Source organism: Shewanella indica (assembly GCF_002836975.1).
In the GTDB taxonomy this organism is placed as follows: domain Bacteria; phylum Pseudomonadota; class Gammaproteobacteria; order Enterobacterales; family Shewanellaceae; genus Shewanella; species Shewanella indica.
Genome location: NZ_NIJK01000036.1, coordinates 70,436 through 90,785, shown reverse-complemented (window position 1 = coordinate 90,785; position 20,350 = coordinate 70,436). Strand labels below are relative to the sequence as shown.

The following is a 20,350-nucleotide window of genomic DNA, read 5'->3' as shown; positions in this document are numbered from 1 at the left end:
CATTATTTTGACATGCGCGCTATACTGCGCCGTTTAGATCTGCATAGAATAAACCAGAAGTGAGTCATTAAGAAAGGTTCGTCTTAAAGGAGTATTGGCCATGAGTGAGAGAAGTACGGAGTTACTGGCGCTGTATCAGGCCTTGATTGACAGAGTCAAACAACAGTATGACCAAGATAACTCATTGACAGTGAAGAGCTTATTTAATTCTATCAAGGAAGGGAAAGAGTATTTGGCTATCAAGCAGCAGGCCGGTGAGGCCGAGCTGTCTCTGGTCGAGGAATTCCTCAAGCGGGATATCGCCAGCTATATTCAGAGCCAAACGGAAGATGACATCAGTTACAGCCCTACTATGCTGACGCTGGAAAATACCCTCTGGCACTGGTTGGGTGAAATCAGCGACCGCAGCCAGGTGGAGTGGCACGAACTGGCCCATGAATTCAAACACCATGGCTATTATCAGAGCGGCGATATCGTCAGTCAGGGTAAAATGGTCTGCAGTAACTGCGGCCATGAGATGGACTTTGAGTTTCCAGGCGTTATTCCCGACTGCCCCGAGTGTGACCACTCGGAATTTACCCGTGAAGCGCTGGCGCCCTGAGTTGCCAGCATCCAGATTCTGAATGGACGAGGCCCGGAGTTGCAAACTCGTAAATAAGGGAGCGTGTTGTGAGAGTTGGGTTTGAGTGAGAAAAGTGCCAATTAACAAGCCCGGCTTTGGCCGGGCTTGTTGTTGGGGATTGTCAGTTGATCTTGAGCAACTCCACATCAAAAATCAGTACCGAACCCGGCGGGATCGAGCCGGCAGAGCGATTGCCGTAGCCCAGACTGCTGGGAATAAAGAAGCGCATCTTGTCGCCTTCTGTCATCAACTGAACCCCTTCGGTCCAGCCCTTGATCACCTGATTGAGTGGAAAGGCGATGGGCTCACCGCGATCGACCGAGCTGTCAAACACAGTGCCGTCAATCAGGGTGCCATGGTAGTGCACTGTCACCTTATCCTTGGGACCCGGATGAACCTGGCCTTGCCCCTTGTGCAGTAACTGATACTGCAGCCCCGAGTCTGTGGTGACCACCCCCTCTTTATGCTTGTTGGCCTCAAGAAATACCTCGCCCTTGGCAACATTCTCTTTTGCCAGTTTCTGGCCATTCATAGTGGTGAAAAAGTAAAAAATAACTGCGGCGATAACCACCACAGCAAGCAACATTCTCATTTGGGGATCCTCTGTCCTGAAGGTGGCGCTATCTTAGCAGTTGGACTGCGGCATTTACAGCTTAGGGTTATAGTGTACTTTTGTCGGGCTTTATCCCACGGGCAGACTTGTGTAGGCTATTGATAAAAAAGTGAAAGCTAAGGAAGGTGCGAACAAGTCCCATGTGTGCTCTGCGTCGGCTTACGGGCTTGGATGCAAGGCGTGGTTCGCCGCAAATGGCCCTAGTCCTTTGCAAGAAGCACAACACAGCAGGCAGGCCTGTAAGCTACGCCCTTCGGGGCTTTCACAGCAACCGGCTCTCTGCGTTATCCGACTTCGACATGCCCCGGCATGCCTTCAGTCAGATGCCTTGAACGCCAATTGCTGTGCAAGCCAGAGTGCCACGAGGACTTATTCGCACCTTCCCTAAATCAGCTCTCCGCAGAATAATCATAATAAGACTCAAGGAAACCCCTATGCTCAATCGCGCCTCCCGGCCACTGGTCAAGCTGGTGGATAAGTATCTGCCCGATCCCTATATCTTTGTGCTCCTGCTTACTTTATTGGTGTTTGCTGCCGCCATGCTCGGCCAGCAAAAGACACCGGTAGAAGTGCTGGGTTATTGGGGCAGCGGTTTTTGGAACCTGCTCAGTTTCTCGATGCAGATGTTGCTGGTGTTGGTGGCCGGTTTTATGCTGGCCAGCTCGCCGCCGGTGAAGAAGTTGCTGGATGCCATAGCGTCTCTGGCCCGCAGCGCGCCGCAGGCTATCATACTGGTGACCTTGGTCTCCTTGGCGGCCAGTTGGCTTAACTGGGGGTTCGGTTTGGTGGTTGGTGCCCTGTTTGCCAAGGCGTTGGCGCGCCGGGTCAAGGTGGATTACCGTTTGCTGGTGGCTAGCGCCTATTCGGGCTTTGTGGTCTGGCATGGCGGCTTGGCGGGCTCAGTGCCCTTGACAGTGGCCACACCAGGACACTTTGCCGAGGCGCAGATAGGCATTATTCCTACCTCGGAAACTATTTTTGCCGGCTTTAATCTGCTGCTACTTGCCTTGCTGTTTATCATAATGCCGCTGGTCAATCGCTTTATGCTGCCGGATGACAAAGAGTCAGTGATAGTCGATCCTGCGCTGCTCGAGGATGCTGCGCCGACTCAGAGTGAGAACAAACGCCCGGCCGACTATCTGGAGAACAGCCGGATACTCGGGATCCTGGTGGGCCTGTGTGGTCTCGGGTATCTGGGGTATTGGTTCTTTGTTCAGGGGGGCAGTCTTAACCTCAACATAGTCAACTTCCTGTTTCTGTTCCTGGCGATAACCCTGCACCAGACGCCGCGCAGTCTGCTGGTCAGTCTCAATGAGGCGATTAAGGGCGGCGCCGGGATAGTGATCCAGTTTCCCTTCTACGCCGGCATCATGGCGGTGATGGTACAGTCCGGGTTGGCACAGAGTATCTCTTCGGGTTTTGTTGCCATTGCCAGCGCCGAGTCACTGCCATTCTGGAGCTTTATCAGCGCCGGGGTGGTGAATATCTTCGTGCCATCCGGTGGCGGCCAGTGGGCGGTACAGGCACCTATCATGTTGCCGGCCGCCGAGGCACTTGGCGCCGATGTCGCCAGGGTGGCCATGGCGGTGGCCTGGGGGGATGCCTGGACCAACTTGATCCAGCCTTTCTGGGCGCTGCCTGTGCTGGCCATTGCCGGGCTCAAGGCCCGGGATATCATGGGTTTTTGTCTGATGCAGCTGCTGATCACCGGCGTGGTGATAAGTGTTGCCCTCAGCTGGTTTTAGGCCAGCTATGCTTGCTGATCCCCTTGATATACAGGCCCTTGTGATAGGCCCAACCGAAAGCGAGGATCAGCAGCAACCCCGAAACCACAGGGGTTAGCAAAAACTGCCAGTCGGCCCCGGCCAGCATCACCAGCAAGGGGTTGGCGCCGGCCGGTGGATGTGTGGTGTTGGTCAGCATCATCAGGCCGACACCCAGGCCGGTTCCCAGCCCCAGTGTCAGCGGCGACACTCCCAAGGTGTGCAATAACAAGAGGCCCAGAGCGCAGGTGAGCAGATGGCCGAAGAAGATGTTTTTCGGCTGCGCCAGCGGGCTTTGGGGCAGGGCGTAGAGCAACACCATAGTGGCGCCGAATGATGCCATCAGCAGCAGACTCCAGCTCAGGTTCTGCGTCAGCATCTCCTGTAATCCCGCCAGTAATCCAATACAGCTTCCGGCGCCCAGTGTGGCCCAGGCGGCAGCCTGCCAACGGTTTGTCGCCGCTTGGGCTGTGTTTTTTGCAGCAGGTGTTGCGGTCAGGGGCGGTGTGTTGTCCATATCTGTTTTCCTTTGGTTGTCAGCATTTTTGCTTGGTAGAACAATCGGTCTACTTTTTATGGTAGACAGACCGTTCTACTTTTGTCAAACTCAGATTGAATCGTTAAGGAGCGTGAGATGGACAAGGTTTCCCAACTGCTTGCCGGTGCCTTTGAACTCTTTTATCGAGAGAGTGTGCATGGGGTGGGCATCAATCAAATTCTGGCCGAGGCCGGCATAGCCAAGAAGACCCTTTATCATCATTTCGAGGGTAAGGAGGCTCTGGTGCTGGCCGTGGTGCGTTATCGCGATCAGCTGTTTTTTGATTGGTTGAATCAAAGGCTGGAGGCGGCGCAAACGCCGACGGAGCTGGTTCATGAGCTGTTTAACGCCCTGGATGATTGGTTCAACAGCCGGGTTGAATCCCTGAGCCAGTTTCGCGGCTGTTTCTTTATCAATACCGCCGCCGAGTATCCCTCACCCGAGCATCCGGTAAATCGTCTCTGCCGTGAGCATAAGGCCAGGGTTCAAAATGAGCTTGAGCAGAAGTTGTCGCCTTGGCTTGGCAACGAGCGCGCTCGTGAGTTGGCCGGGCAGTTGTGTTTGATTAAAGAGGGGGCGATAGTCTCGGCCCAGCTCGTCAGTCGGCAGTATGCTGCCGAGCGCGGCCGCAAGCTGGCACTGAGCTTACTTGATTAAGCCTAGATGATTGAGCCTGCTTGATAGGTGAGCTTGCCCTTGAGTTTAGAGCCAACCGTTAAAAGGCTATCTCGGGCAGCAGTGCCAGCCATCCCAGCTTAAGAGCGGCGCCAAGCACCAACAGGTTGAGGCCGACACAGCACCAGAACAGGAGTCTGAAACTTGTTTTACTGGTCTTGTGGCGAAACTGATGGCGTGCCAGTAAAGCGCCGGGCCAACCACCGAGCAAGCCGGTCAGTTGCAGGGTCGACTCCTTGGTGCGCCAGCGGCCAGTTTCAGCGGCCTTTTTATCGCGGGTATAGAGCCAATAACAGAGAAGGCTCAGCAGCAGATACCAGACGGGCACCAAGAGCGGCAGCTTATCCAGTGCCACTAAAGCCAGTAGCAGCAGGGCAAACAGGGCGGTGAGCTTACCGATGAAAGACTTGTGACTGCTGCGCTTATTCTGCTGACGCTGTTTTTGTTTGAGTCTGCCCCTGTCCTCGGGAAAGAAGGCCTGTTTTGCCTGGCGCCGACCCTTGTCATCCTGGGTGATTTCAAAGGTCAGCACGTCGCCCACTTGTGGCCTGCGACCGCTCAGGCTCAGTGACTTAATGTGCAGAAACACCCGTTCACTGCCGTCATTGGGGCTGATAAACCCAAAGCCTTTATCGTCCTGCCAATGGCTGACTTTTCCTTTGTGCTTCATGTGTTTGACTCGTGAGTATTGATGGCATTATTGATTGGCTTCTTGCCAAAGGCCAGACGACGCCAGAGCCATTCCAGCGGCCCTTGGTTGAAGAACCTAAGATAGCAGCCGGCCAGTATCATCTGCACCAAGGCATAACCCAGGGCTATGGCCAGGTAGTCTATGCGCTCAAGTGTCAGCAGCAATTCGGGCGCCTGATGGCGAAACAGCCAGATCCCAAAACAGGACTGCAGAATATACAGGCTCAAGGGGATCCGGCCAACCGCCTGCAGGCGCATTTGCAGCCATGGCAGGCGGCGGCCGAACTTAACCAACAGATGCGCATAGATGATAGCCATGGGAATGGCGCTCAGCATGACCAGAATATCGGAAAGCATCACCAGTTTGGGGCGGGATTGCAGGCTGAGAATCGTGTCCGCCAGCGACAGCAGTAAGCTCAGTGTCAGCAATTTCCCCAATTTGCCTTGGGGTAAACCTTGGTCAAACAGCCCGCGACGATACAGGCTGATCCCCAGCAGCATCACACCGCTGATAAACCACAGCAGAGTAAATGGCAGGGAAATCAGCATCAGCAAGGTCATAAACAGGTGCATCAGCAACTGCTCGCCATAGCTGCCGGTCCAGGCGCTGTATTGTTCATTGAAGAGGGCGTTGCCGCGGATCCAGGCTTCATCACCCGGCAGAAAGATCATCAGGCCATAGGCCAGGATGCCGATGGCGATAAAGAGCAGTGCCCGCCTTTGCTGGGCTTCAATCTCCAGGTTACGATAATGCCAGGTGAGGAAGCCACAAATGCTATAGGTGAGCAGGATATCCCCCGGCCAGATAAACAGGCTGTGCAGCGCCCCAAAGAGCATCAGCCAGAGTAAGCGCGAGCGTATTAAGGGGAAGGGTTCCAATCCTCTGGCGAGGAAATTCTGTTGTTGAATATAGAGGCCGACACCGAAGAGCATGGAAAACAGGCTGAGGAAGCGTCCCTCCAGCAGAAAATTACTCAGGGTTTCGGTAATGGCATCGGTTAAATGAAACTCGGGAAAGGGCGCATAACCATATAAGGTGACGCCCATAAAACTCACATTGAGAAAGAATATCCCTAATACCGCCAGCCCTCTGACGGCATCGATATTGGGGTTGTGACTGATTTTGACCGGCTGTCCCTGCATCTTTTCCCTGCCTATTTTTGTATACCATCTATGGCTTTTATTAACAGAGCCAAGTTAGCAATCAAACCCGAATGAGGGAAGTGCTCGCTTGTTTCAAATTATGATCCCTTCTCGGCCGCGTTTTTGGCCGGCTTGGCCGAGAGCCAGAGCCTGATATTGCCCTTGACCACCAGGATATCATTGCTGTCATAGGCGAGCACCTCGACATCGAGATCCCCCGGCTGCCAGGCGTTGGCATCAACCTTGGCCACACAGCGGATATCGCTGCCGGCCTTGGCGGTGTAATCCAGCGTCATGCCCTTGGGGATCCAGCGCAGATGAGGTGGTATTGAAGCCTCGGCCATGACCCCCATCGCCATTTCCAGGCCGTTGCAGATGGCAATGACATGTACTGTACCTATGTGATTCTCCACTGCGCGGCGTTTACGCAACAGGCATTCACAGTAGTTGGGCTCCAACTGAGTAATTATCGGCTTGATACTGCCAAAGTAGGGCGCCATCCGGCTGACCAGCAAGGAGAATATCTTATTGCCAAAGGGCAGGCGCCGGCATTTGTGATACAAGTTCAGGGTCGAATTGGCGGTTTTACTCATAGTGATTCCTTGTGGGTATTCCTTTTTGATGTTTTTTGTTGGTATAGGGTAATGTTTTTGTTATTACTCTGGTCGGATGAGTGTGTATGCTGACGAGCGCTTTGGCAAGAGCCAAGAGGCAAGAGCTAAAAGGAAAGAGGCACGAGCTAAAAGGAAAGAACCAAGAGCATTGGCTGAGATGATCGAGGGGCTCGCCAATCTGAGCTGAGGCTGAACAGATAGAATAAAAACGCGTGGCAGCAACTGGTGCCTGTGCTTAAATGGCGGTTTCTTCGGGAAGGTGCGAATGGGTGAACCTTTTGCAAGTGCAAGAATCACTTCCTTGGACAATCCAACTTCAATCAGGATTGGTATAATCCGCGAGAATTATCAAAACAGTAGTAAGGAAACCTAGTGAAATTTCTGTTGACCTACCTCAAGGGGCTGGCCATGGGGGCCGCCGATGTGGTGCCCGGCGTTTCCGGGGGAACCATAGCCTTTATTACCGGCATCTATGACACCCTGCTGGAAAGTATTCGCCGTATCAATCCCAGTCTTTGGGGCATTATACGCCGTGACGGCATCAAGGCGGCGTTTGCGCATATCAATGGCGCCTTTTTGTTGAGTCTGTTGGCGGGGATCCTCAGCAGTATTCTGAGCCTGGCCAAGCTTATTTCTTACCTGCTGGCACATCATCCTATTCCTGTATGGTCATTCTTTTTCGGGCTGATCCTTATCTCTGTGGTGCATATGCTGCGCCAGGTCAAGGGCGGTTTTTCACTGCCGCGACTATTGATATTCGCGTTGGGAGTGGCCTTTGCCTGGGGCATTACCGTGCTGAGCCCGGTCGAGTTGGAGGCCAGCTACTTTAATATTTTTGTTGGCGGTGCCATTGCCATTTGCGCCATGATACTGCCAGGGATATCCGGCAGCTTTATCCTCTTGTTGTTGGGGCTTTATCCAGCCGTGCTGGCGGCGGCCAAGAATATCCAGTTGGACATTCTCGGCTGTTTTGCTGTCGGCGCCGTGATAGGTATCCTGAGTTTCAGCCATCTGCTGTCGGCGTTGCTGCGGCGCTTTCACGATGCCACCCTTATCTTCCTTACCGGGCTTATGCTGGGAACGCTGGGCAAGATCTGGCCCTGGAAACAGACGCTGAGCTGGCGCACCAATTCCCATGGTGAGCAGGTACCCCTGGTGCAGCAAAACCTGTCACCCTTTGGCTTTGAGCAACTGACACAGCAGCCGCATCAGTTGGGGTTGGCGCTCTTGTGTGCCGCCGCTGGAATTGGCCTGGTACTCCTGGTTGAGCGTCTGGGGGCCGGCAAGCAATAATTTCAGGCGTTAGTGCCCTGCAGTGAAAGATATCAATGACAGAAAACGGGAGCTCAAGGCTCCCGTTTTTTATCTCCCTTCGAATCTCTCTTAAATGCCTTTGCGTTACAGGTTTCATCCAAGATGGGTGCTACTTCGCCAGCAGACAGCTCAGGTTTTCTGAGCTCGACTCCTTTTAAGGTCTTGTATGACTTGCCCGGCAAGTCGATCCTTCTTTACTAAAAAAATATTGTACAAAAACTTGATCCTTGTACAGGTGTATGCCTTAATCTACTACAAGGTTATACAAGGATTCTCAATATGTACAAGTTTGAGCCGCAGCGAATTCAACTGGGTATCAGTGCCTGCCTGTTGGGGCAGCAGGTGCGTTTTGACGGTGGTCATAAGAATTCTGTCTATTGCCAGCAGGAACTTAGGCAACATTTCGACTTTGTGCACGTCTGTCCTGAGATGGCGATAGGTATGGGCGCGCCGCGCAAGAGCATACGTCAGGTGCGCCGCGGTGATGAGATTAGGATCCAGAGCCGTGATGCCAGCCTGGATGTAACCGAGAGCCTGCAAAGTTTCAGTGAGCAAAAAGTCGCTGAGTTGGGGTTTTTAAGCGGTTATCTGCTTTGTGCCAAATCACCTACCTGCGGCATGGAACGGGTCACTGTCTACAAGGAAGGCGGCGATCAGGGGAATCGCAGTGGCATAGGTGTGTTCGCCAAGGCCCTGATGCAACGCTGGCCACAACTGCCGGTTGAAGAAGAGGGGCGCTTGAACGATTTGGTGATCAGGGAAAACTTTTTCACCCGGGTGTACGCCTTCCACGACTGGCAGTGTCTGCTGCACTCCGGCTTGAGCCTGCATAAATTGACCCAATTTCATGCCAGATACAAATACCTCTTGTTGGCGCACAGTCCGGCTCATTATCGCCAACTTGGCCCCTTGCTGGCTGAAGGTGGTGAAGACTTGCAGGAAACTGCCCGGCGTTACTTCGAAGGCTTTATGGAGGCGCTGAAAAATAAGGCAAGTCGCCGCAATCACACCAGTGCGCTGCAACACATTCAGGGCTATTTCAAACAAAAACTGACCAAGGCACAGAAGGCTGAGCTTAGTCAGGTGATAGATGAATATCGTCAGGGGTTGCAACCTCTGTTGGTGCCGCTGACATTGATTAAACACTACTTGAGGGAGCATCCGCAGCCGTATATTGCGGCCCAGGTTTATCTCAACCCTCATCCACAGGAGTTAAAACTGCGTTATGCCTACTGATAACATTGCCAACCTTTCCATCGGCGAAGTCGCCAGACTGACCGGGGTGAATCCTGTCACCTTGCGCGCCTGGCAGCGACGGTTTGGACTGGTTATCCCGCAGCGCACCCCCAAGGGCCATAGACTCTACACTCAGGAGCAGGTGCAACAGATCCGTGAAATCCTCTCCTGGCTTGAGCAGGGCGTGGCCATCAGCAAGGTCAAGCCACTGCTCAGTGGCCAGACAGAAAAACAGCTGCAGCAAGAAAATGAAGACGACGACTGGCTGAAGTTCAGCAGCAGTCTCACCGAGGCGGCACTTTCTCTCAGCAGTGCCCGCTTTGGCCGCTTGCTGGATGAATTCAGTGCCCTCTATCCCATCGCCTTGTGTTGTCGGCGCTTGCGCCATTGGTTGCAAGTATTGGACACCCAACTCGATGAACGCCTCGACGGCGCATTTGTCCGCAGTTGGCTCGAAAGCCGTCTGGCTCACTATGTCGGCGCCCGCAGCGAGCAGTTGCTGCGCCAGAAACCCCGCTGGCAACTTCTTTATCTGCCGCTTGGCAAGCAGCCGGCCTGGAGTGAGATCTTGTTGCAACTGGAGCTTATCACCCGGGGTGTCAGCCTTTTGCCGCTCAATATAGAGGAGCCTTTGGAAGGTCAGGGGTTGCAACTCTTGGCACACAGGCTGCCGCTGCAGGGACTCTTGTTGCTGCCGCCTTCCCAGTTGCCGGGCAGCAGTGTCAAAGCCCTGTTCCAGTTGGCGAGCGCTTTGGAATATCCATTGATCTTGAGCGGGGATTATGTGGCGGCTCACGCCAATGCCTTTGAGCACTATGCCAAGGAACTGGCTGTGACTGAAAAAGGCGCCAACAAGAACCGGGAGCCCGTCAAGAATCCTGTGCTTTGCAGCAGCAATGCCGCCATATTGGCACTGCTGGGTCAGGCCGAGTCCGCCTCAAAACAACCGGAGGACAAGTAACATGTCCCAGTCCTTGCCCAATCATGTGCCTTCCAGTGAAAAGGCCTGTGTTGCCATCTGGTTTCGCAGCGATCTGCGCACTTCAGATAACCAGGCCCTGTGGCTGGCGTGCGAAGCGGCAAGGGCCCAAGGTCTGCCGCTGCGGGGTTTTTATATGGCGACTCCGGCCCAGTGGCAGCAGCACTCTGTTGGTCCCATGCAGCTGGATTTCATCGAGCGCAGCGTCAATCAACTGCAACGGGCGTTGGCATCTTTGGGGATAGCTTTTGATTTGCTGCACTGTGACGATTTCTCTTTGGTGAATGTCACTGTCGAGGAGTATTGCCAACGCCAGGGCGTTAAGCAGATTTTTGCCGGGCGCGAGGTGGAGATTAACGAGCAGCGCCGGGATCAGGCGCTGGCACAGCTCACCAGGACTATAGGGGTGGGCCTGCAGTTTACCGATGAGCACTGTCTGCTGCCGCCCGGCAGCGTCCGTACCCAAGGTGGCGAAATGTATCGGGTATTTACCCCTTTCTTTCGCCGCTGGCGTGAGCTGCTGGGAAGTGAGGCGATAATGCCGCTGCCGGTACCTGCGCCTCTGGCCCCGGCTTTACCCGAACCCGCAGAGCTGAGTTTTAAGGTCAGCAATCAAGGCAGTAAACAAGACAGCCACCACTGGCCAGTGGGTGAAGGGGCGGCCAGGCAGCGCCTCGATAGCTTTATTGCCAACCAGCTTGCCGATTACGGCCAGGAGCGGGATTTCCCGGCGCTCGATGGCACCAGTTGCCTGTCGCCCTATCTGGCGTTTGGAATTCTCAGCCCGCGGCAATGTGTGGCGGCGCTGCTCAATCGCTTCCCCGAGGCTATGGCTGAGGACAATAGTCCGGGTCGCAGCTGGCTGGCTGAGCTGGCCTGGCGCGAGTTTTACCGCCATCTGCTGCACGCCTGGCCCCAGCTGTGTATGGGGCGCAACTTCAACGTGCTCGGTGATGACATAGTCTGGCGTAACGACCCGCAAGAGTTTGCCGCCTGGTGCGAGGGCCGTACCGGTTATCCGCTGGTGGATGCCGCCATGCGTCAGCTAAACCAGACCGGCTGGATGCACAATCGGCTGAGAATGGTGACCGCCAGCTTTCTCACCAAACACCTGTTGGTGGACTGGCGCTGGGGCGAGCAGTATTTTCGGCGCGCCCTGATAGATGGTGACCTGGCAGCCAATAACGGCGGCTGGCAGTGGTCTGCCGGCACCGGCTGTGATGCCCAGCCCTATTTCAGGATCTTCAACCCCATGAGCCAGAGTGAAAAGTTCGACCCTGACGCCAGTTTTATCCGCCGTTATTTGCCTGAATTGGCGCACTGGCCGCTTAAACAGATACACCATCCGGGCACAGCCGCATCGTCTCGCTTCACCGAGCCGAGTCTGTTTGCCACTGCGGCTTATCCGCCACCTATAGTCGAGCACAGCGCGGCGCGACAAAGGGCGTTGACCGCCCTGGCCGTGCTGAAAAAGTCTGCCTGAACTCAGTTCATTAGCCGAGGGATTATCATGACCAGCCACTCAGTCGCCGCGGACATAGCGCCCGCTTCACAGCCGGCATCGCCGCAGTCTCAAGAGATTATTCAGGCATTTATTGCCTTGTATCAATCCCTGGGCCCTGAGCAATTGCCCACATTGCGCCAAAGGCTGCAGGCCGTCTACGCGCCTGAGATCTGTTTTTGCGATCCCATGCACCGACTGGAGGGGCTTGAGCAACTGGAACAGTATTTTGCCGGTTTGTATCGCAACCTGACCGAAATCGCCTTTGAGATCACTGACGTCTTGCCCGCCGGGGATCAGGCCGCCATCAGTTGGCAGATGAAGTACCGCCACCCCAAATTGAACCGGGGGCAGAGCATCAGCGTCGATGGTATCAGTCTCATCAAGTTTGGCGACAAAATCCATTATCACAGGGATTATCTGGATCTGGGGCAGATGCTCTATGAACAGTTGCCGCTGCTGGGCTCAGTGGTGCGCATGGTCAAGGGCAGGGCAAGCCGATGAAGACGGTATTGATCACGGGTGCCAGCTCAGGCATAGGTGCCGAGCTTGCCAGACAATATGCCGCCGCCGGTTGGCGGGTCTTGGCCTGTGGCCGCAATGAACAAGCTCTGGCCGCCCTCGAAGGCTGCGAGCCTTTGAGGTTCGATGTCACGGACAGAGACTCGGTGCTGAAGCTGGGCAGCAAGCTCAAATTGGAGTTGGGCCAAGCCGACTGTGTGGATCTGCTGCTGCTCAATGCCGGTACCTGTGAGTACATAGACGAGGCTATGGCCTTTGACAGCGCCCTGTTTGAGCGGGTTATCCGCACCAATCTGTTGGCTGTGGGCTATTGCCTGGAAGCCTTTATGCCTTTGCTTGAGCGTGGCAGCCAACTGGCGCTGATGAGTTCAAGTGTTGTGATGCTGCCTTTCCCGAGGGCGGAGGCCTATGGCGCCTCCAAGGCCGGGATCAGTTACCTGGCGCAGAGCTTGCGGCTCGATCTGGCCCACAAGGGAATAGATGTCAGCGAAATTCGCCCGGGCTTTGTTAAAACGCCGCTCACCGACAAAAATGACTTCGCCATGCCGATGCGGATTTCCGCCGATAAAGCCGCCAACACCATCATCCAAGCCCTGGCCGCCAGACGGCGCCTGATTGCCTTTCCCGGGCGTTTTATCTGGCTGCTGACTCTGCTGAGCTGGCTGCCCCGCAGTTGGCTGGCCGCCGCCCTTGGTAAACCCTCTGCAAAAAACGGGAGCCCAGTATGACAGTTTCAACCGGCAATAAGCCGCGCATCGCCATAGTCGGTTCGGGGATCTCCTCGCTCACTTGTGGTTATCTGTTGTCACAGCAGTATGAGGTGACGTTGTTTGAAGCCGCCGATTATCTGGGTGGGCATACGGCCACTGTGGATGTTGAGCTTGACGGCAAACCCTACGCCATAGACACAGGGTTTATTGTGTTCAACGATCGCACCTATCCCAGGTTTCAGGCCTTGATGGCCCGGGTCGGTATCAAGGCGCTGGCGACCGAGATGAGCTTCTCGGTGCAAAACCTTGTCAGCGGTCTTGAATACAACGGCCATAGCCTGGCGACCCTGTTTGCGCAAAAGCGCAACCTGCTGAGTCCGACTTTCTGGGGGTTTCTGAGGGAGATTTTGGCCTTCAACAGCCGCTGCAAAGCCTTGTATCAAAGCGGTCGTTACCCGGCGGTGACACTGGGAGAATTTCTCGAACAGCAGGGGTTCTCTGACTTCTTCTGCCAGCACTATATCCTGCCGATGGGCGCCGCTATCTGGTCGTCCAGTATTCAGGATATGCGCGCCTTCTCGCTGCCTTTCTTTATCCGTTTCTTTGAACATCATGGACTGTTGGCCGTCAGCAATCGGCCGCAGTGGTATGTGCTCGAAGGCGGCTCCCGTAGTTACATTCCGGCGCTCAGCGCGCCCTTTGCCGAGCGGGTGCATCTCAACTCGCCGGTAGCACAAATCCGCCGCCAAGCGGGGGGCGTGCAGCTCAGAGTCAAGGATAGTTGGCATGAGTTCGATCAGGTGATCCTCGGCTGCCACAGCGATCAGGCGCTGGCTATGCTCGGTGACGCCAGTGAGCAGGAGCGGGAGATACTCTCCAGGCTTAAATACCAGGATAACCAGGTGACCTTGCACACAGACACCTCGTTGCTGCCGAAGCATCGCGCCGCCTGGGCCAGTTGGAATTATCGTCTCGATGGCGATGCCAGCCGTCCCGCCTGCGTAACCTACAACATGAATATTTTGCAGCGCCTGCCAAAGTCTGCGCCGGATTTTTTGGTGACCCTGAATCAGGATGAGGCGATAGCCAAGGACAAGGTGCTCAAACGCTTTGTCTATGCTCACCCGGTATTCAATGAACAGAGCCAGGCGGCGCAGCAACGCCGCAGCGAGATCTGCGGCCAAGACCGTATCCATTTTGTCGGCGCCTACTGGTACAACGGCTTTCATGAAGACGGGGTACGCAGCGCCCTGGATGTTTGTGAAAGGTTCGGGGTAAGCCTATGAAACCTGAAACGGGTATCTACCTCGGCAGCGTCAGCCACTTTAGGCTAACGCCGGTAAGGCATAGTTTTCGCTATCCCTTTGCCCTGATGCTGCTGGACTTGGATGACTTGCCAAGGCTTTCGTCCCTGAGCGGCTTGTTTGGTGAATCCCCTTGGTCTGCGCTGCGTTTTCGGCAGCAGGATTACCTCAAGGCGACTGCAACAGCAAATGGATCCGGGCAGGCAGCTGCCTCATCGCTTAAACAGCGGGTGCTGAATAAGGTGATTGCGCTCGGCGGCGAGGCCGGCTGCGACAGTGTGCTGTTCGCCGGGCAACTGCGCCACTTTGGACTCTATTTCAGCCCGGTCAACTTTTTCTACTGCTTTCAAGGTGATGAGTATAAATACCTGTTGGCTGAGGTGAGCAATACCCCCTGGAATGAGCGTCACTGTTATCTGGTGTCGGCCGAGGCGCCGGCACTTGGCGACAAGTGCTTCCATGTATCGCCTTTTATGTCGCTGGATTATCGCTATCGCTGGCATATTCCGGCGCCGGCAGAGCGGCTCGATTTGCGGATCAGCAATCTGCCCGGCAAGGGGGGCGTGGCAGGGCCGGCCCCCGAGTCGCAAAAGGCCAGCTTCGATGCAGTATTAAGCCTCAAACGCCGCCCCTTCAATGGCCGTGAGCTCAGGCGTTATCTGTGGGGCTTTCCCTTGATGAGCCTGAAAATTCTTTGGCTCATCTATTGGCAAGCGCTGCGTTTGTGGCTTAAGCGGGTGCCCTTTGTGCCATACGAGCGCAAGCCTCAGGGCGGCACGGACTGATGTTAAGGAAGGTGCGAACAAGTCCCATGTGTACTCTGCGTCGGCTTATAGGCCTGGATGCAAGGTGTGGTTCGCAGCAAATGGCCTTAGTCCTTTGCAAGAATTCCCTAAAGGTTTGGAAATTTCCCCGAGTGTGACAGCAAACATTGGAGAATGAGATGGAAAACACAGTAGCCAAAAACAGACAGCAGTTGGCCGCCAGCGGCAAGAGTCTATGGGCCAGAGTCATGCAACAGGCCTTGAATGCCTTGGAGGGCGGTTGTCTTAAACTGCAACTGGGGAGTGAGCAGTGGACCTTCGGCCCGCTCGATGCAGACCTGGTTGCCATAATTCGTATTCACGATGAGCGCTTTTTTCGCCAGGTGATTCTGGGCGGCTCTATCGGCGCCGGTGAAGCCTATATTCAGGGGCACTGGTCCAGTCCGGATGTTACCGCAGTGGTGCGGCTGTTTGCCCGTAATCTGCCGCTGCTGGATAAGATAGAGCAGCGGTTTTCCTGGTTTTCCAACACAGTTAGCCGGGTGAAACATCTGCTGCGCCGAAACTCAAAGGCCGGTTCAAAGCGCAATATTCTGGCGCACTATGATCTGGGCAACCCCTTGTATCAGGCATTTCTCGACCCTGAGCTGCTCTATTCAAGCGCCGTCTATCCCCATGAACAGGCGCAGTTGGATGAGGCGCAGCAGTATAAGCTGCAACTGATTTGCGAGCGGCTGGATCTGCAGCCCGGGATGAGTCTTTTGGAAATAGGTACCGGTTGGGGCGCCCTGGCTATCTATGCCGCCAAACACTATGACGTCAAGGTAACCACTACCACGATTTCCGATGCCCAGTACCAATATGCCAGTGAACGGGTTGCCGCCGAAGGACTGAGTGAGCGCATTACCCTGTTGCGGCAGGATTATCGCCAGCTCAGCGGCCAGTATGACCGTTTGGTCTCGATAGAGATGATAGAGGCAGTGGGCCACGATTATCTGCCGGGATTTTTTGCCGGCCTGGATGCCCTGCTCAAGCCGAGCGGCAAGCTGTTACTGCAGGCGATCACCATTAAAGATCAGCGCTATGACAGCTACCGCAAAGGGGTGGATTTTATTCAGCGCTATATTTTCCCCGGCGGCTGCCTGCCATCTGTCACTGAGATGACGCGCCACTTGCAGCGGCAAACCTCCATGACCCTCTGGTCGTTGGATGATATTGGTCTCGACTATGCCCGCACCCTGAATGACTGGCATGCCAACTTCGATGACGCCAGGGAGCGGGTGCGTGAACTCGGTTATGGTGAAGATTTTGTGCGTATGTGGAAGTTTTACCTGAGTTACTGCGAAGGTGGTTTTCTTGAGCGCACCATAAGCACAGTGCAACTGACTGCGGTCAAGGACGGCTATCGTCCGCTGAGCTCAAGGCAAATCGCAGGTTAGGCCATGAAACTGTCATCGCCTTGGTTTTTTCTGCTGCTCAACGCCATCGTTTTCCAGTTGGGCTGGTGGTCTTTGATCCTGTTTGCCAATCAGGCGCTGGTGTTTGCTCTCTTGCTGCTTTGTGCCCAGTTGCTGCTTGTCAATCCGGGCTACCGCTCCGCCCTCATGGCCGAGAATGCCCAGGATGAGAAAAGCCAACGGGTAGAGCACAGCCAACTGGCAGCGCAAAGCGTAAAGCGTACCGGATCCAGCATGAAAGCATTCAACGCCGTACTGATACCTGCTGTCATTGGCATAGTTTTGGACGCCATGCTGCACCTTGGCGGAGTATTTGAGTTTGACAGCCCCTCGCGACTTTTACCCTTGTGGCTCTGCTGTCTTTGGGGGCATTTTGCCGCGACCTTGGGGGTGAGTCTGGCCTGGCTCAGGGACTTGCCTAAATGGCAGCAGGCACTCTTTGGTGCAGTGGGGGGCGCAGGCAGTTACCTGGCGGCATTCAGGTTGGAGGCCGTGGCTTGGCCCCTGGGGCAATCGGCTACTTTTAGCTTGTTGATAATCATCTGGTCGCTGCTGCTGCCACTGTTAAGTTATTGCAACCTTAAGCTTGAATGGGGTAAAAATCCCCCAACTACAGGATTTCTCTGACGGAGGCCGGCAATGAAACGATTCATCAAGGGTGTAAACAAGGGAGCAAAGCAAGTCGGTAAGCTGCATAAAGTAGGCTTTGCCGGGCTGATGATACTGCTTGGCCTGCCCTCTCAGGCCTGGGCCGACAATTTACAGATTCAAGCACAGGCTCAAGCGCTGAGCCAAGCGCTGAGTCAAGAGCAGACTCCTGAGCCCAAAGCTGCCCAGGTCGAGCCATCCAAGGCGGAGCTTGCCAGCTTTCGGGAAGTGGGCCGCGGTGAAATGGACTGGTGGTTTATAACCCTTTATCGGGCCAGGTTGCTGACGCCGGATGGTAGTTACCAGCCCAATAGCTTCCCGCAACAGCTGGAAATTCAGTATTACCGGGATATACCCGCTTCGCGACTCCTTGAGGCCACCAAACACCAGTGGTTGCACCTGGGATACGACAGAGAGCAGATATCTGCCTGGTTGGCGCTGCTTGAAGAGATCTGGCCGGATGTGGAGCAAGGGGATAGATTGAGCTTTGTGGCAAGCGGGCCGCAGCGAGGGCATTTTCTGTTCAACGACAAGCCGTTAGCCGCGATTGTTATAGATGAGAACGCTTCGAGCGAGCATAAGCGTTTTGCTGATGCCTTTTTGGCGATTTGGTTGTCAGAGCGCAGCAGTCGGCCGCAACTGAGAGCCCAGTTGATAGGAGAGCAGGCATGCAAATGTTAATCAGCAGGTTTATCAGTTTCACTAAGGTTTGGATGTTACTTCTGATGCTTGGACTGAGCGGTTGCGGCAGTGTCGATATTCATGACTATAGCGCCAGCGAACCTAAGTTGGATCTGCAGCAGTTCTTTAACGGGGAGTTGCAGGCTTCCGGTATGGTGCAAGATTACAGCGGCCAGGTGGTGCGCCGTTTCAATGTGCGGATGACGGGCAGTTGGCAGGGGAATCAAGGTGTGTTGCAGGAATGGTTTGAGTATGACGATGGTGAGCTTGCCGAGCGAACCTGGCAGATTACCAAGCTTGCCGATGGCCGCTACCAGGGCAGAGCCGCGGATATTCTGGGGGTGGCAGAAGGGCAAGCAGAGGGTTTTGCCCTGCGCTGGCGCTACGACATGCTGCTAAAGCTCGATAGCAACGAGTATCAGGTACATTTTGACGACTGGATGTATCAAACGGCGCCGGACACCATAATCAACCGCAGCGAGATCCGCAAATGGGGCCTGACAGTGGGGGAGGTGACTCTGGTGATCCGTAGGTTGGAAGACAAGTAACAGAGCTGGTCATTAATGGTACGCCATGACTAACGCTGAGTCTCAGCCTAAGTTAAGCTTAGCTCTGTTTTAATAACAACCGTCTCTCAACACAGGTTTCAATATTGATGAACAACAAGTCTTTGCTACTGCCTTGGGTTTCGATGGGCTTACTGGCACTGGTATCGCTCGGCGGCTGCTCGAATGGTATCGATTTCAGTTTTGAAGCGCCCGAGGAGGAGCGGGTGAATCCCAATCTCCCCGCCGAAGATCCCATGGCACAGGATAACCAGAGGATCATAGATGATGCGCGCCGGGAAGGGAAAATCGACCCTCAAGTGTTCCCCGGGCAGCGCTGATCAGCCCAGTTGTTTACTGTTGTCGCTCTGCTTACGGTCATAGTATTCGAAGGGAAACAGGTTGCGCAGACGCTGAATATTGGCATCTCCGGCGTTGGCGCTGATATGCAGCCGCACTTCACCGCTGCGCTCGGCGCGCACTGTGCAGGTGAGTTTCTCTTTCTTGACCAGGGCGCGGCATTCACGTTCAAACTTCTCCGGGATTTTGCCCTTGTGCGAGGTCATACGACCGTCCTTGAAATGCATTTCAAATATTGTCATTCCTTTCTTGTTACTGAAAACCAGTTTGTAGATAAGCACTAACGCCAGGGCGATAAAGAGTATTTTTAACATAGTGGCCATAGTGAGACTCCTTGTTTCAGCAAGAGTAAATATTGCTATCCAGATGTGATCTTATATCTTCAGTTATACCTGCAAGCAGCGGCGTTTGACAGTGCACCCAGGGTGGATTTTTGTGATAAGGCTAGAAGGACTGGCAAATTGGTAAACCTTGGTTATTATTTGTTCAGTAACACCTGTTTTACCACAAACCAAGATCAAGGATGAAGCCATGTACCTTTCCAATGCCGAGCGCTGGGCGCAAATCTGTGACAGACAAATGGAACTGATGGCAAAGCTCAGCGAGCAGTTTCCCGAGCGGCGAGAGCAACTGCAACACCTCACCCATAGCTGGCAAGACGTCAAACAGCAGGTGCGCCGGGGCGATACCCCCCACGTACCGCCACTGCGTTGAGAACTGAATCAATTTATAAAAAAGAGCCGCTCAGGGAGCGGCTCTGTTACTTTTGGTTGGTGGGAGGAAGATGGGGGGCTTGCCCGTGCAGGTCTGTCCTATGGCTTGCCTGGGCACAGCAATTTTGCTGCTTAGAAAGCGTAGCTGACACTCGCCAGCACAGTGCCGTCATTCTGAAAGGTGCCACTGCTTATCTCGGCATCCGAATCTATATCTGTGTCCAACCAGGCCAGAGACAGACCAACACCGGCAATCTCAGTCGAGACACCTATGGAGTAATCCAGATATTTACCCATATCGTCATCGGGCGCATCGCCGAAGTTGTAACCCAGGTGCAGATCCAGGCTCCAGTTTTCGGCAAACTCATAACTATAGTTCAGCTCGGCATAGTGGTAGTCCAGATCTGAGCCCGAATAGTCATTGGTGTACCAGTAGGCAGCCCTAAAATCGCTGAACTCGAGACCGAAAGAGATTTCGTTGTAGTCCTGGGAGACATTGTCGCCCGGGTACATATAGCGCAGCAGGGTAATGTCATAGGCCAGGTTGTCGTTGATTTCACCGGCGTAACCCAGGTAGACATCCAGTTCGAAATCGGCACCCACCTGATCCTCTTTGGGAGTACCATCTTCATCGAATTCCACATTACTGGCCCAGGCCCCGACGAAGAAACCCGAGTCGTGACTCCAGTCCAGACTAGCTTGCACGGCAAAGTCACCGGCAGTTTGTGACACGCCTCTAAAGCGGTAGTCATTGGTCACGGCTATCTCGCCGCTGATTTCGGCCATGGCAGAGGTTGAGGTTATGGCGCCGCCAAGCAGCAGTGCCCATAGCAGAGGGTTGGTTCTTCTTATCACTGGGTTCACAAGCATTTCTCCCTTCTTTGGTTTGCCGGCCCCGTCCGGAAATATTCCGGCGCGGCCTGGTTTATGCCAAACAACAGCAGCTATGCTGAGACCT

Annotated in this window: 24 protein-coding genes; 17 read left to right on the top strand and 7 right to left on the bottom strand. The window is 54.5% G+C overall.

Translation table 11 applies throughout. The features are described from left to right. Positions 1 to 100 precede the first annotated feature (100 nt). Complete coding sequence (locus tag CX650_RS12145; RefSeq protein WP_071477041.1) at positions 101 to 601, top strand: zinc ribbon-containing protein; 501 nt, start codon at positions 101 to 103, stop codon at positions 599 to 601. A gap of 142 nt (positions 602 to 743) precedes the next feature. On the opposite strand, the gene CX650_RS12140 is transcribed toward CX650_RS12145, so the two are convergent. Further along, entirely contained in the window at positions 744 to 1,214 is a 471-nt protein-coding gene (locus CX650_RS12140) for a BamJ family beta-barrel-assembly machinery protein (RefSeq protein WP_039034318.1), read from the bottom strand. Between the two features lie 455 nt (positions 1,215 to 1,669). Here CX650_RS12140 and CX650_RS12135 point away from each other — a divergent pair, with 455 nt between their 5' ends. Beyond that, entirely contained in the window at positions 1,670 to 2,980 is a 1,311-nt protein-coding gene (locus CX650_RS12135) for a short-chain fatty acid transporter (RefSeq protein WP_028781171.1), read from the top strand. Here CX650_RS12135 and CX650_RS12130 read toward each other — a convergent pair. Continuing rightward, complete coding sequence (locus tag CX650_RS12130; protein ID WP_167388642.1) at positions 2,967 to 3,515, bottom strand: HPP family protein; 549 nt, start codon at positions 3,513 to 3,515, stop codon at positions 2,967 to 2,969. The genes CX650_RS12135 and CX650_RS12130 overlap by 14 nt on opposite strands. Before the next feature lie 117 nt (positions 3,516 to 3,632). Here CX650_RS12130 and CX650_RS12125 point away from each other — a divergent pair, with 117 nt between their 5' ends. Next, complete coding sequence (locus CX650_RS12125) at positions 3,633 to 4,193, top strand: TetR/AcrR family transcriptional regulator (RefSeq protein WP_039034316.1); 561 nt, start codon at positions 3,633 to 3,635, stop codon at positions 4,191 to 4,193. Between the two features lie 58 nt (positions 4,194 to 4,251). On the opposite strand, the gene CX650_RS12120 is transcribed toward CX650_RS12125, so the two are convergent. The 3 genes from CX650_RS12120 to CX650_RS12110 form a co-directional block, all read right to left on the bottom strand. Next, complete coding sequence (locus CX650_RS12120) at positions 4,252 to 4,881, bottom strand: cold shock and DUF1294 domain-containing protein (protein ID WP_101095959.1); 630 nt, start codon at positions 4,879 to 4,881, stop codon at positions 4,252 to 4,254. Beyond that, positions 4,878 to 6,044, bottom strand: a complete 1,167-nt coding sequence (locus CX650_RS12115) for a DUF418 domain-containing protein (RefSeq protein ID WP_101095958.1) — start codon at positions 6,042 to 6,044, stop codon at positions 4,878 to 4,880. Before CX650_RS12115 ends, CX650_RS12120 begins: the two co-directional genes overlap by 4 nt. Positions 6,045 to 6,142: 98 nt before the next feature. Further along, on the bottom strand, positions 6,143 to 6,637 hold the full coding sequence (locus CX650_RS12110) for a hotdog fold domain-containing protein (RefSeq protein WP_101095957.1): 495 nt from the start codon (positions 6,635 to 6,637) through the stop codon (positions 6,143 to 6,145). Between the two features lie 393 nt (positions 6,638 to 7,030). On the opposite strand from CX650_RS12110, the gene CX650_RS12105 reads away from it, so the two are divergent. From CX650_RS12105 to CX650_RS12045, 13 genes are all read left to right on the top strand, one after another. Further along, complete coding sequence (locus CX650_RS12105) at positions 7,031 to 7,951, top strand: polyprenyl-phosphate transporter (protein ID WP_039034313.1); 921 nt, start codon at positions 7,031 to 7,033, stop codon at positions 7,949 to 7,951. A 300-nt stretch (positions 7,952 to 8,251) separates the two neighbouring features. After that, on the top strand, positions 8,252 to 9,208 hold the full coding sequence (locus CX650_RS12100) for a YbgA family protein (protein ID WP_100144146.1): 957 nt from the start codon (positions 8,252 to 8,254) through the stop codon (positions 9,206 to 9,208). Next, positions 9,198 to 10,169 (top strand): MerR family transcriptional regulator, encoded by a 972-nt coding sequence (locus tag CX650_RS12095; RefSeq protein ID WP_071477036.1) that lies wholly within the window; start codon positions 9,198 to 9,200, stop codon positions 10,167 to 10,169. Before CX650_RS12100 ends, CX650_RS12095 begins: the two co-directional genes overlap by 11 nt. 1 nt (position 10,170) lies before the next feature. After that, positions 10,171 to 11,670, top strand: coding sequence for a deoxyribodipyrimidine photo-lyase (gene phrB, locus CX650_RS12090; protein ID WP_101095956.1), 1,500 nt, complete (start codon positions 10,171 to 10,173; stop codon positions 11,668 to 11,670). Between the two features lie 27 nt (positions 11,671 to 11,697). Beyond that, the gene (locus CX650_RS12085) at positions 11,698 to 12,192 is read left to right on the top strand and encodes a nuclear transport factor 2 family protein (RefSeq protein ID WP_101095955.1); all 495 of its coding nucleotides are present in this window, start codon (positions 11,698 to 11,700) and stop codon (positions 12,190 to 12,192) included. Beyond that, on the top strand, positions 12,189 to 12,938 hold the full coding sequence (locus tag CX650_RS12080) for an SDR family NAD(P)-dependent oxidoreductase (protein WP_039034311.1): 750 nt from the start codon (positions 12,189 to 12,191) through the stop codon (positions 12,936 to 12,938). The genes CX650_RS12085 and CX650_RS12080 overlap by 4 nt, the downstream gene beginning before the upstream one ends. After that, a complete protein-coding gene (locus CX650_RS12075; protein WP_101095954.1) occupies positions 12,935 to 14,206 on the top strand; it encodes an NAD(P)/FAD-dependent oxidoreductase in 1,272 nt (423 codons plus the stop codon). Before CX650_RS12080 ends, CX650_RS12075 begins: the two co-directional genes overlap by 4 nt. Then, positions 14,203 to 15,009, top strand: a complete 807-nt coding sequence (locus tag CX650_RS12070; RefSeq protein WP_101095953.1) for a DUF1365 domain-containing protein — start codon at positions 14,203 to 14,205, stop codon at positions 15,007 to 15,009. Before CX650_RS12075 ends, CX650_RS12070 begins: the two co-directional genes overlap by 4 nt. A 158-nt stretch (positions 15,010 to 15,167) precedes the next feature. Beyond that, positions 15,168 to 16,427: an SAM-dependent methyltransferase gene (locus CX650_RS12065; RefSeq protein ID WP_101095952.1), complete on the top strand. Its 1,260-nt coding sequence runs from the start codon at positions 15,168 to 15,170 to the stop codon at positions 16,425 to 16,427. A gap of 3 nt (positions 16,428 to 16,430) precedes the next feature. After that, the gene (locus tag CX650_RS12060) at positions 16,431 to 17,072 is read left to right on the top strand and encodes a DUF2878 domain-containing protein (protein WP_101095951.1); all 642 of its coding nucleotides are present in this window, start codon (positions 16,431 to 16,433) and stop codon (positions 17,070 to 17,072) included. 12 nt (positions 17,073 to 17,084) lie between these two features. After that, positions 17,085 to 17,774 (top strand): chalcone isomerase family protein, encoded by a 690-nt coding sequence (locus CX650_RS12055; RefSeq protein ID WP_101095950.1) that lies wholly within the window; start codon positions 17,085 to 17,087, stop codon positions 17,772 to 17,774. Next, positions 17,768 to 18,322, top strand: a complete 555-nt coding sequence (locus CX650_RS12050; protein ID WP_226684482.1) for a DUF3833 domain-containing protein — start codon at positions 17,768 to 17,770, stop codon at positions 18,320 to 18,322. Before CX650_RS12055 ends, CX650_RS12050 begins: the two co-directional genes overlap by 7 nt. A gap of 107 nt (positions 18,323 to 18,429) precedes the next feature. Beyond that, positions 18,430 to 18,660 carry a hypothetical protein gene (locus CX650_RS12045; protein ID WP_101056851.1) on the top strand — a complete coding sequence of 77 codons (231 nt, stop codon included), beginning with the start codon at positions 18,430 to 18,432 and terminating at the stop codon, positions 18,658 to 18,660. On the opposite strand, the gene CX650_RS12040 is transcribed toward CX650_RS12045, so the two are convergent. Further along, a complete protein-coding gene (locus CX650_RS12040) occupies positions 18,661 to 19,002 on the bottom strand; it encodes a DUF3634 family protein (protein WP_039034306.1) in 342 nt (113 codons plus the stop codon). Between the two features lie 208 nt (positions 19,003 to 19,210). Here CX650_RS12040 and CX650_RS12035 point away from each other — a divergent pair, with 208 nt between their 5' ends. Next, positions 19,211 to 19,393, top strand: coding sequence for a hypothetical protein (locus tag CX650_RS12035; protein ID WP_101095949.1), 183 nt, complete (start codon positions 19,211 to 19,213; stop codon positions 19,391 to 19,393). A 131-nt stretch (positions 19,394 to 19,524) separates the two neighbouring features. Here CX650_RS12035 and CX650_RS12030 read toward each other — a convergent pair whose 3' ends face one another. Then, positions 19,525 to 20,247 carry a TorF family putative porin gene (locus tag CX650_RS12030; RefSeq protein WP_373289279.1) on the bottom strand — a complete coding sequence of 241 codons (723 nt, stop codon included), beginning with the start codon at positions 20,245 to 20,247 and terminating at the stop codon, positions 19,525 to 19,527. Between the last annotated feature and the right edge of the window lie 103 nt (positions 20,248 to 20,350).

Coding starts and splice junctions, on each gene's coding strand:
- CX650_RS12100 (WP_100144146.1), top strand. CDS start 8,252: ATGTACAAGTTTGAGCCGCAGCGAATTCAACTGGGTATCAGTGCCTGC.
- CX650_RS12130 (WP_167388642.1), bottom strand. CDS start 3,515: ATGGACAACACACCGCCCCTGACCGCAACACCTGCTGCAAAAAACACA.
- CX650_RS12145 (WP_071477041.1), top strand. CDS start 101: ATGAGTGAGAGAAGTACGGAGTTACTGGCGCTGTATCAGGCCTTGATT.
- CX650_RS12085 (WP_101095955.1), top strand. CDS start 11,698: ATGACCAGCCACTCAGTCGCCGCGGACATAGCGCCCGCTTCACAGCCG.
- CX650_RS12035 (WP_101095949.1), top strand. CDS start 19,211: ATGTACCTTTCCAATGCCGAGCGCTGGGCGCAAATCTGTGACAGACAA.
- CX650_RS12070 (WP_101095953.1), top strand. CDS start 14,203: ATGAAACCTGAAACGGGTATCTACCTCGGCAGCGTCAGCCACTTTAGG.
- CX650_RS12055 (WP_101095950.1), top strand. CDS start 17,085: ATGAAACGATTCATCAAGGGTGTAAACAAGGGAGCAAAGCAAGTCGGT.
- CX650_RS12115 (WP_101095958.1), bottom strand. CDS start 6,044: ATGCAGGGACAGCCGGTCAAAATCAGTCACAACCCCAATATCGATGCC.
- CX650_RS12060 (WP_101095951.1), top strand. CDS start 16,431: ATGAAACTGTCATCGCCTTGGTTTTTTCTGCTGCTCAACGCCATCGTT.
- CX650_RS12125 (WP_039034316.1), top strand. CDS start 3,633: ATGGACAAGGTTTCCCAACTGCTTGCCGGTGCCTTTGAACTCTTTTAT.
- CX650_RS12120 (WP_101095959.1), bottom strand. CDS start 4,881: ATGAAGCACAAAGGAAAAGTCAGCCATTGGCAGGACGATAAAGGCTTT.
- CX650_RS12095 (WP_071477036.1), top strand. CDS start 9,198: ATGCCTACTGATAACATTGCCAACCTTTCCATCGGCGAAGTCGCCAGA.
- phrB (WP_101095956.1), top strand. CDS start 10,171: ATGTCCCAGTCCTTGCCCAATCATGTGCCTTCCAGTGAAAAGGCCTGT.
- CX650_RS12065 (WP_101095952.1), top strand. CDS start 15,168: ATGGAAAACACAGTAGCCAAAAACAGACAGCAGTTGGCCGCCAGCGGC.
- CX650_RS12140 (WP_039034318.1), bottom strand. CDS start 1,214: ATGAGAATGTTGCTTGCTGTGGTGGTTATCGCCGCAGTTATTTTTTAC.
- CX650_RS12040 (WP_039034306.1), bottom strand. CDS start 19,002: ATGGCCACTATGTTAAAAATACTCTTTATCGCCCTGGCGTTAGTGCTT.
- CX650_RS12135 (WP_028781171.1), top strand. CDS start 1,670: ATGCTCAATCGCGCCTCCCGGCCACTGGTCAAGCTGGTGGATAAGTAT.
- CX650_RS12075 (WP_101095954.1), top strand. CDS start 12,935: ATGACAGTTTCAACCGGCAATAAGCCGCGCATCGCCATAGTCGGTTCG.
- CX650_RS12045 (WP_101056851.1), top strand. CDS start 18,430: ATGAACAACAAGTCTTTGCTACTGCCTTGGGTTTCGATGGGCTTACTG.
- CX650_RS12110 (WP_101095957.1), bottom strand. CDS start 6,637: ATGAGTAAAACCGCCAATTCGACCCTGAACTTGTATCACAAATGCCGG.
- CX650_RS12050 (WP_226684482.1), top strand. CDS start 17,768: ATGTTAATCAGCAGGTTTATCAGTTTCACTAAGGTTTGGATGTTACTT.
- CX650_RS12080 (WP_039034311.1), top strand. CDS start 12,189: ATGAAGACGGTATTGATCACGGGTGCCAGCTCAGGCATAGGTGCCGAG.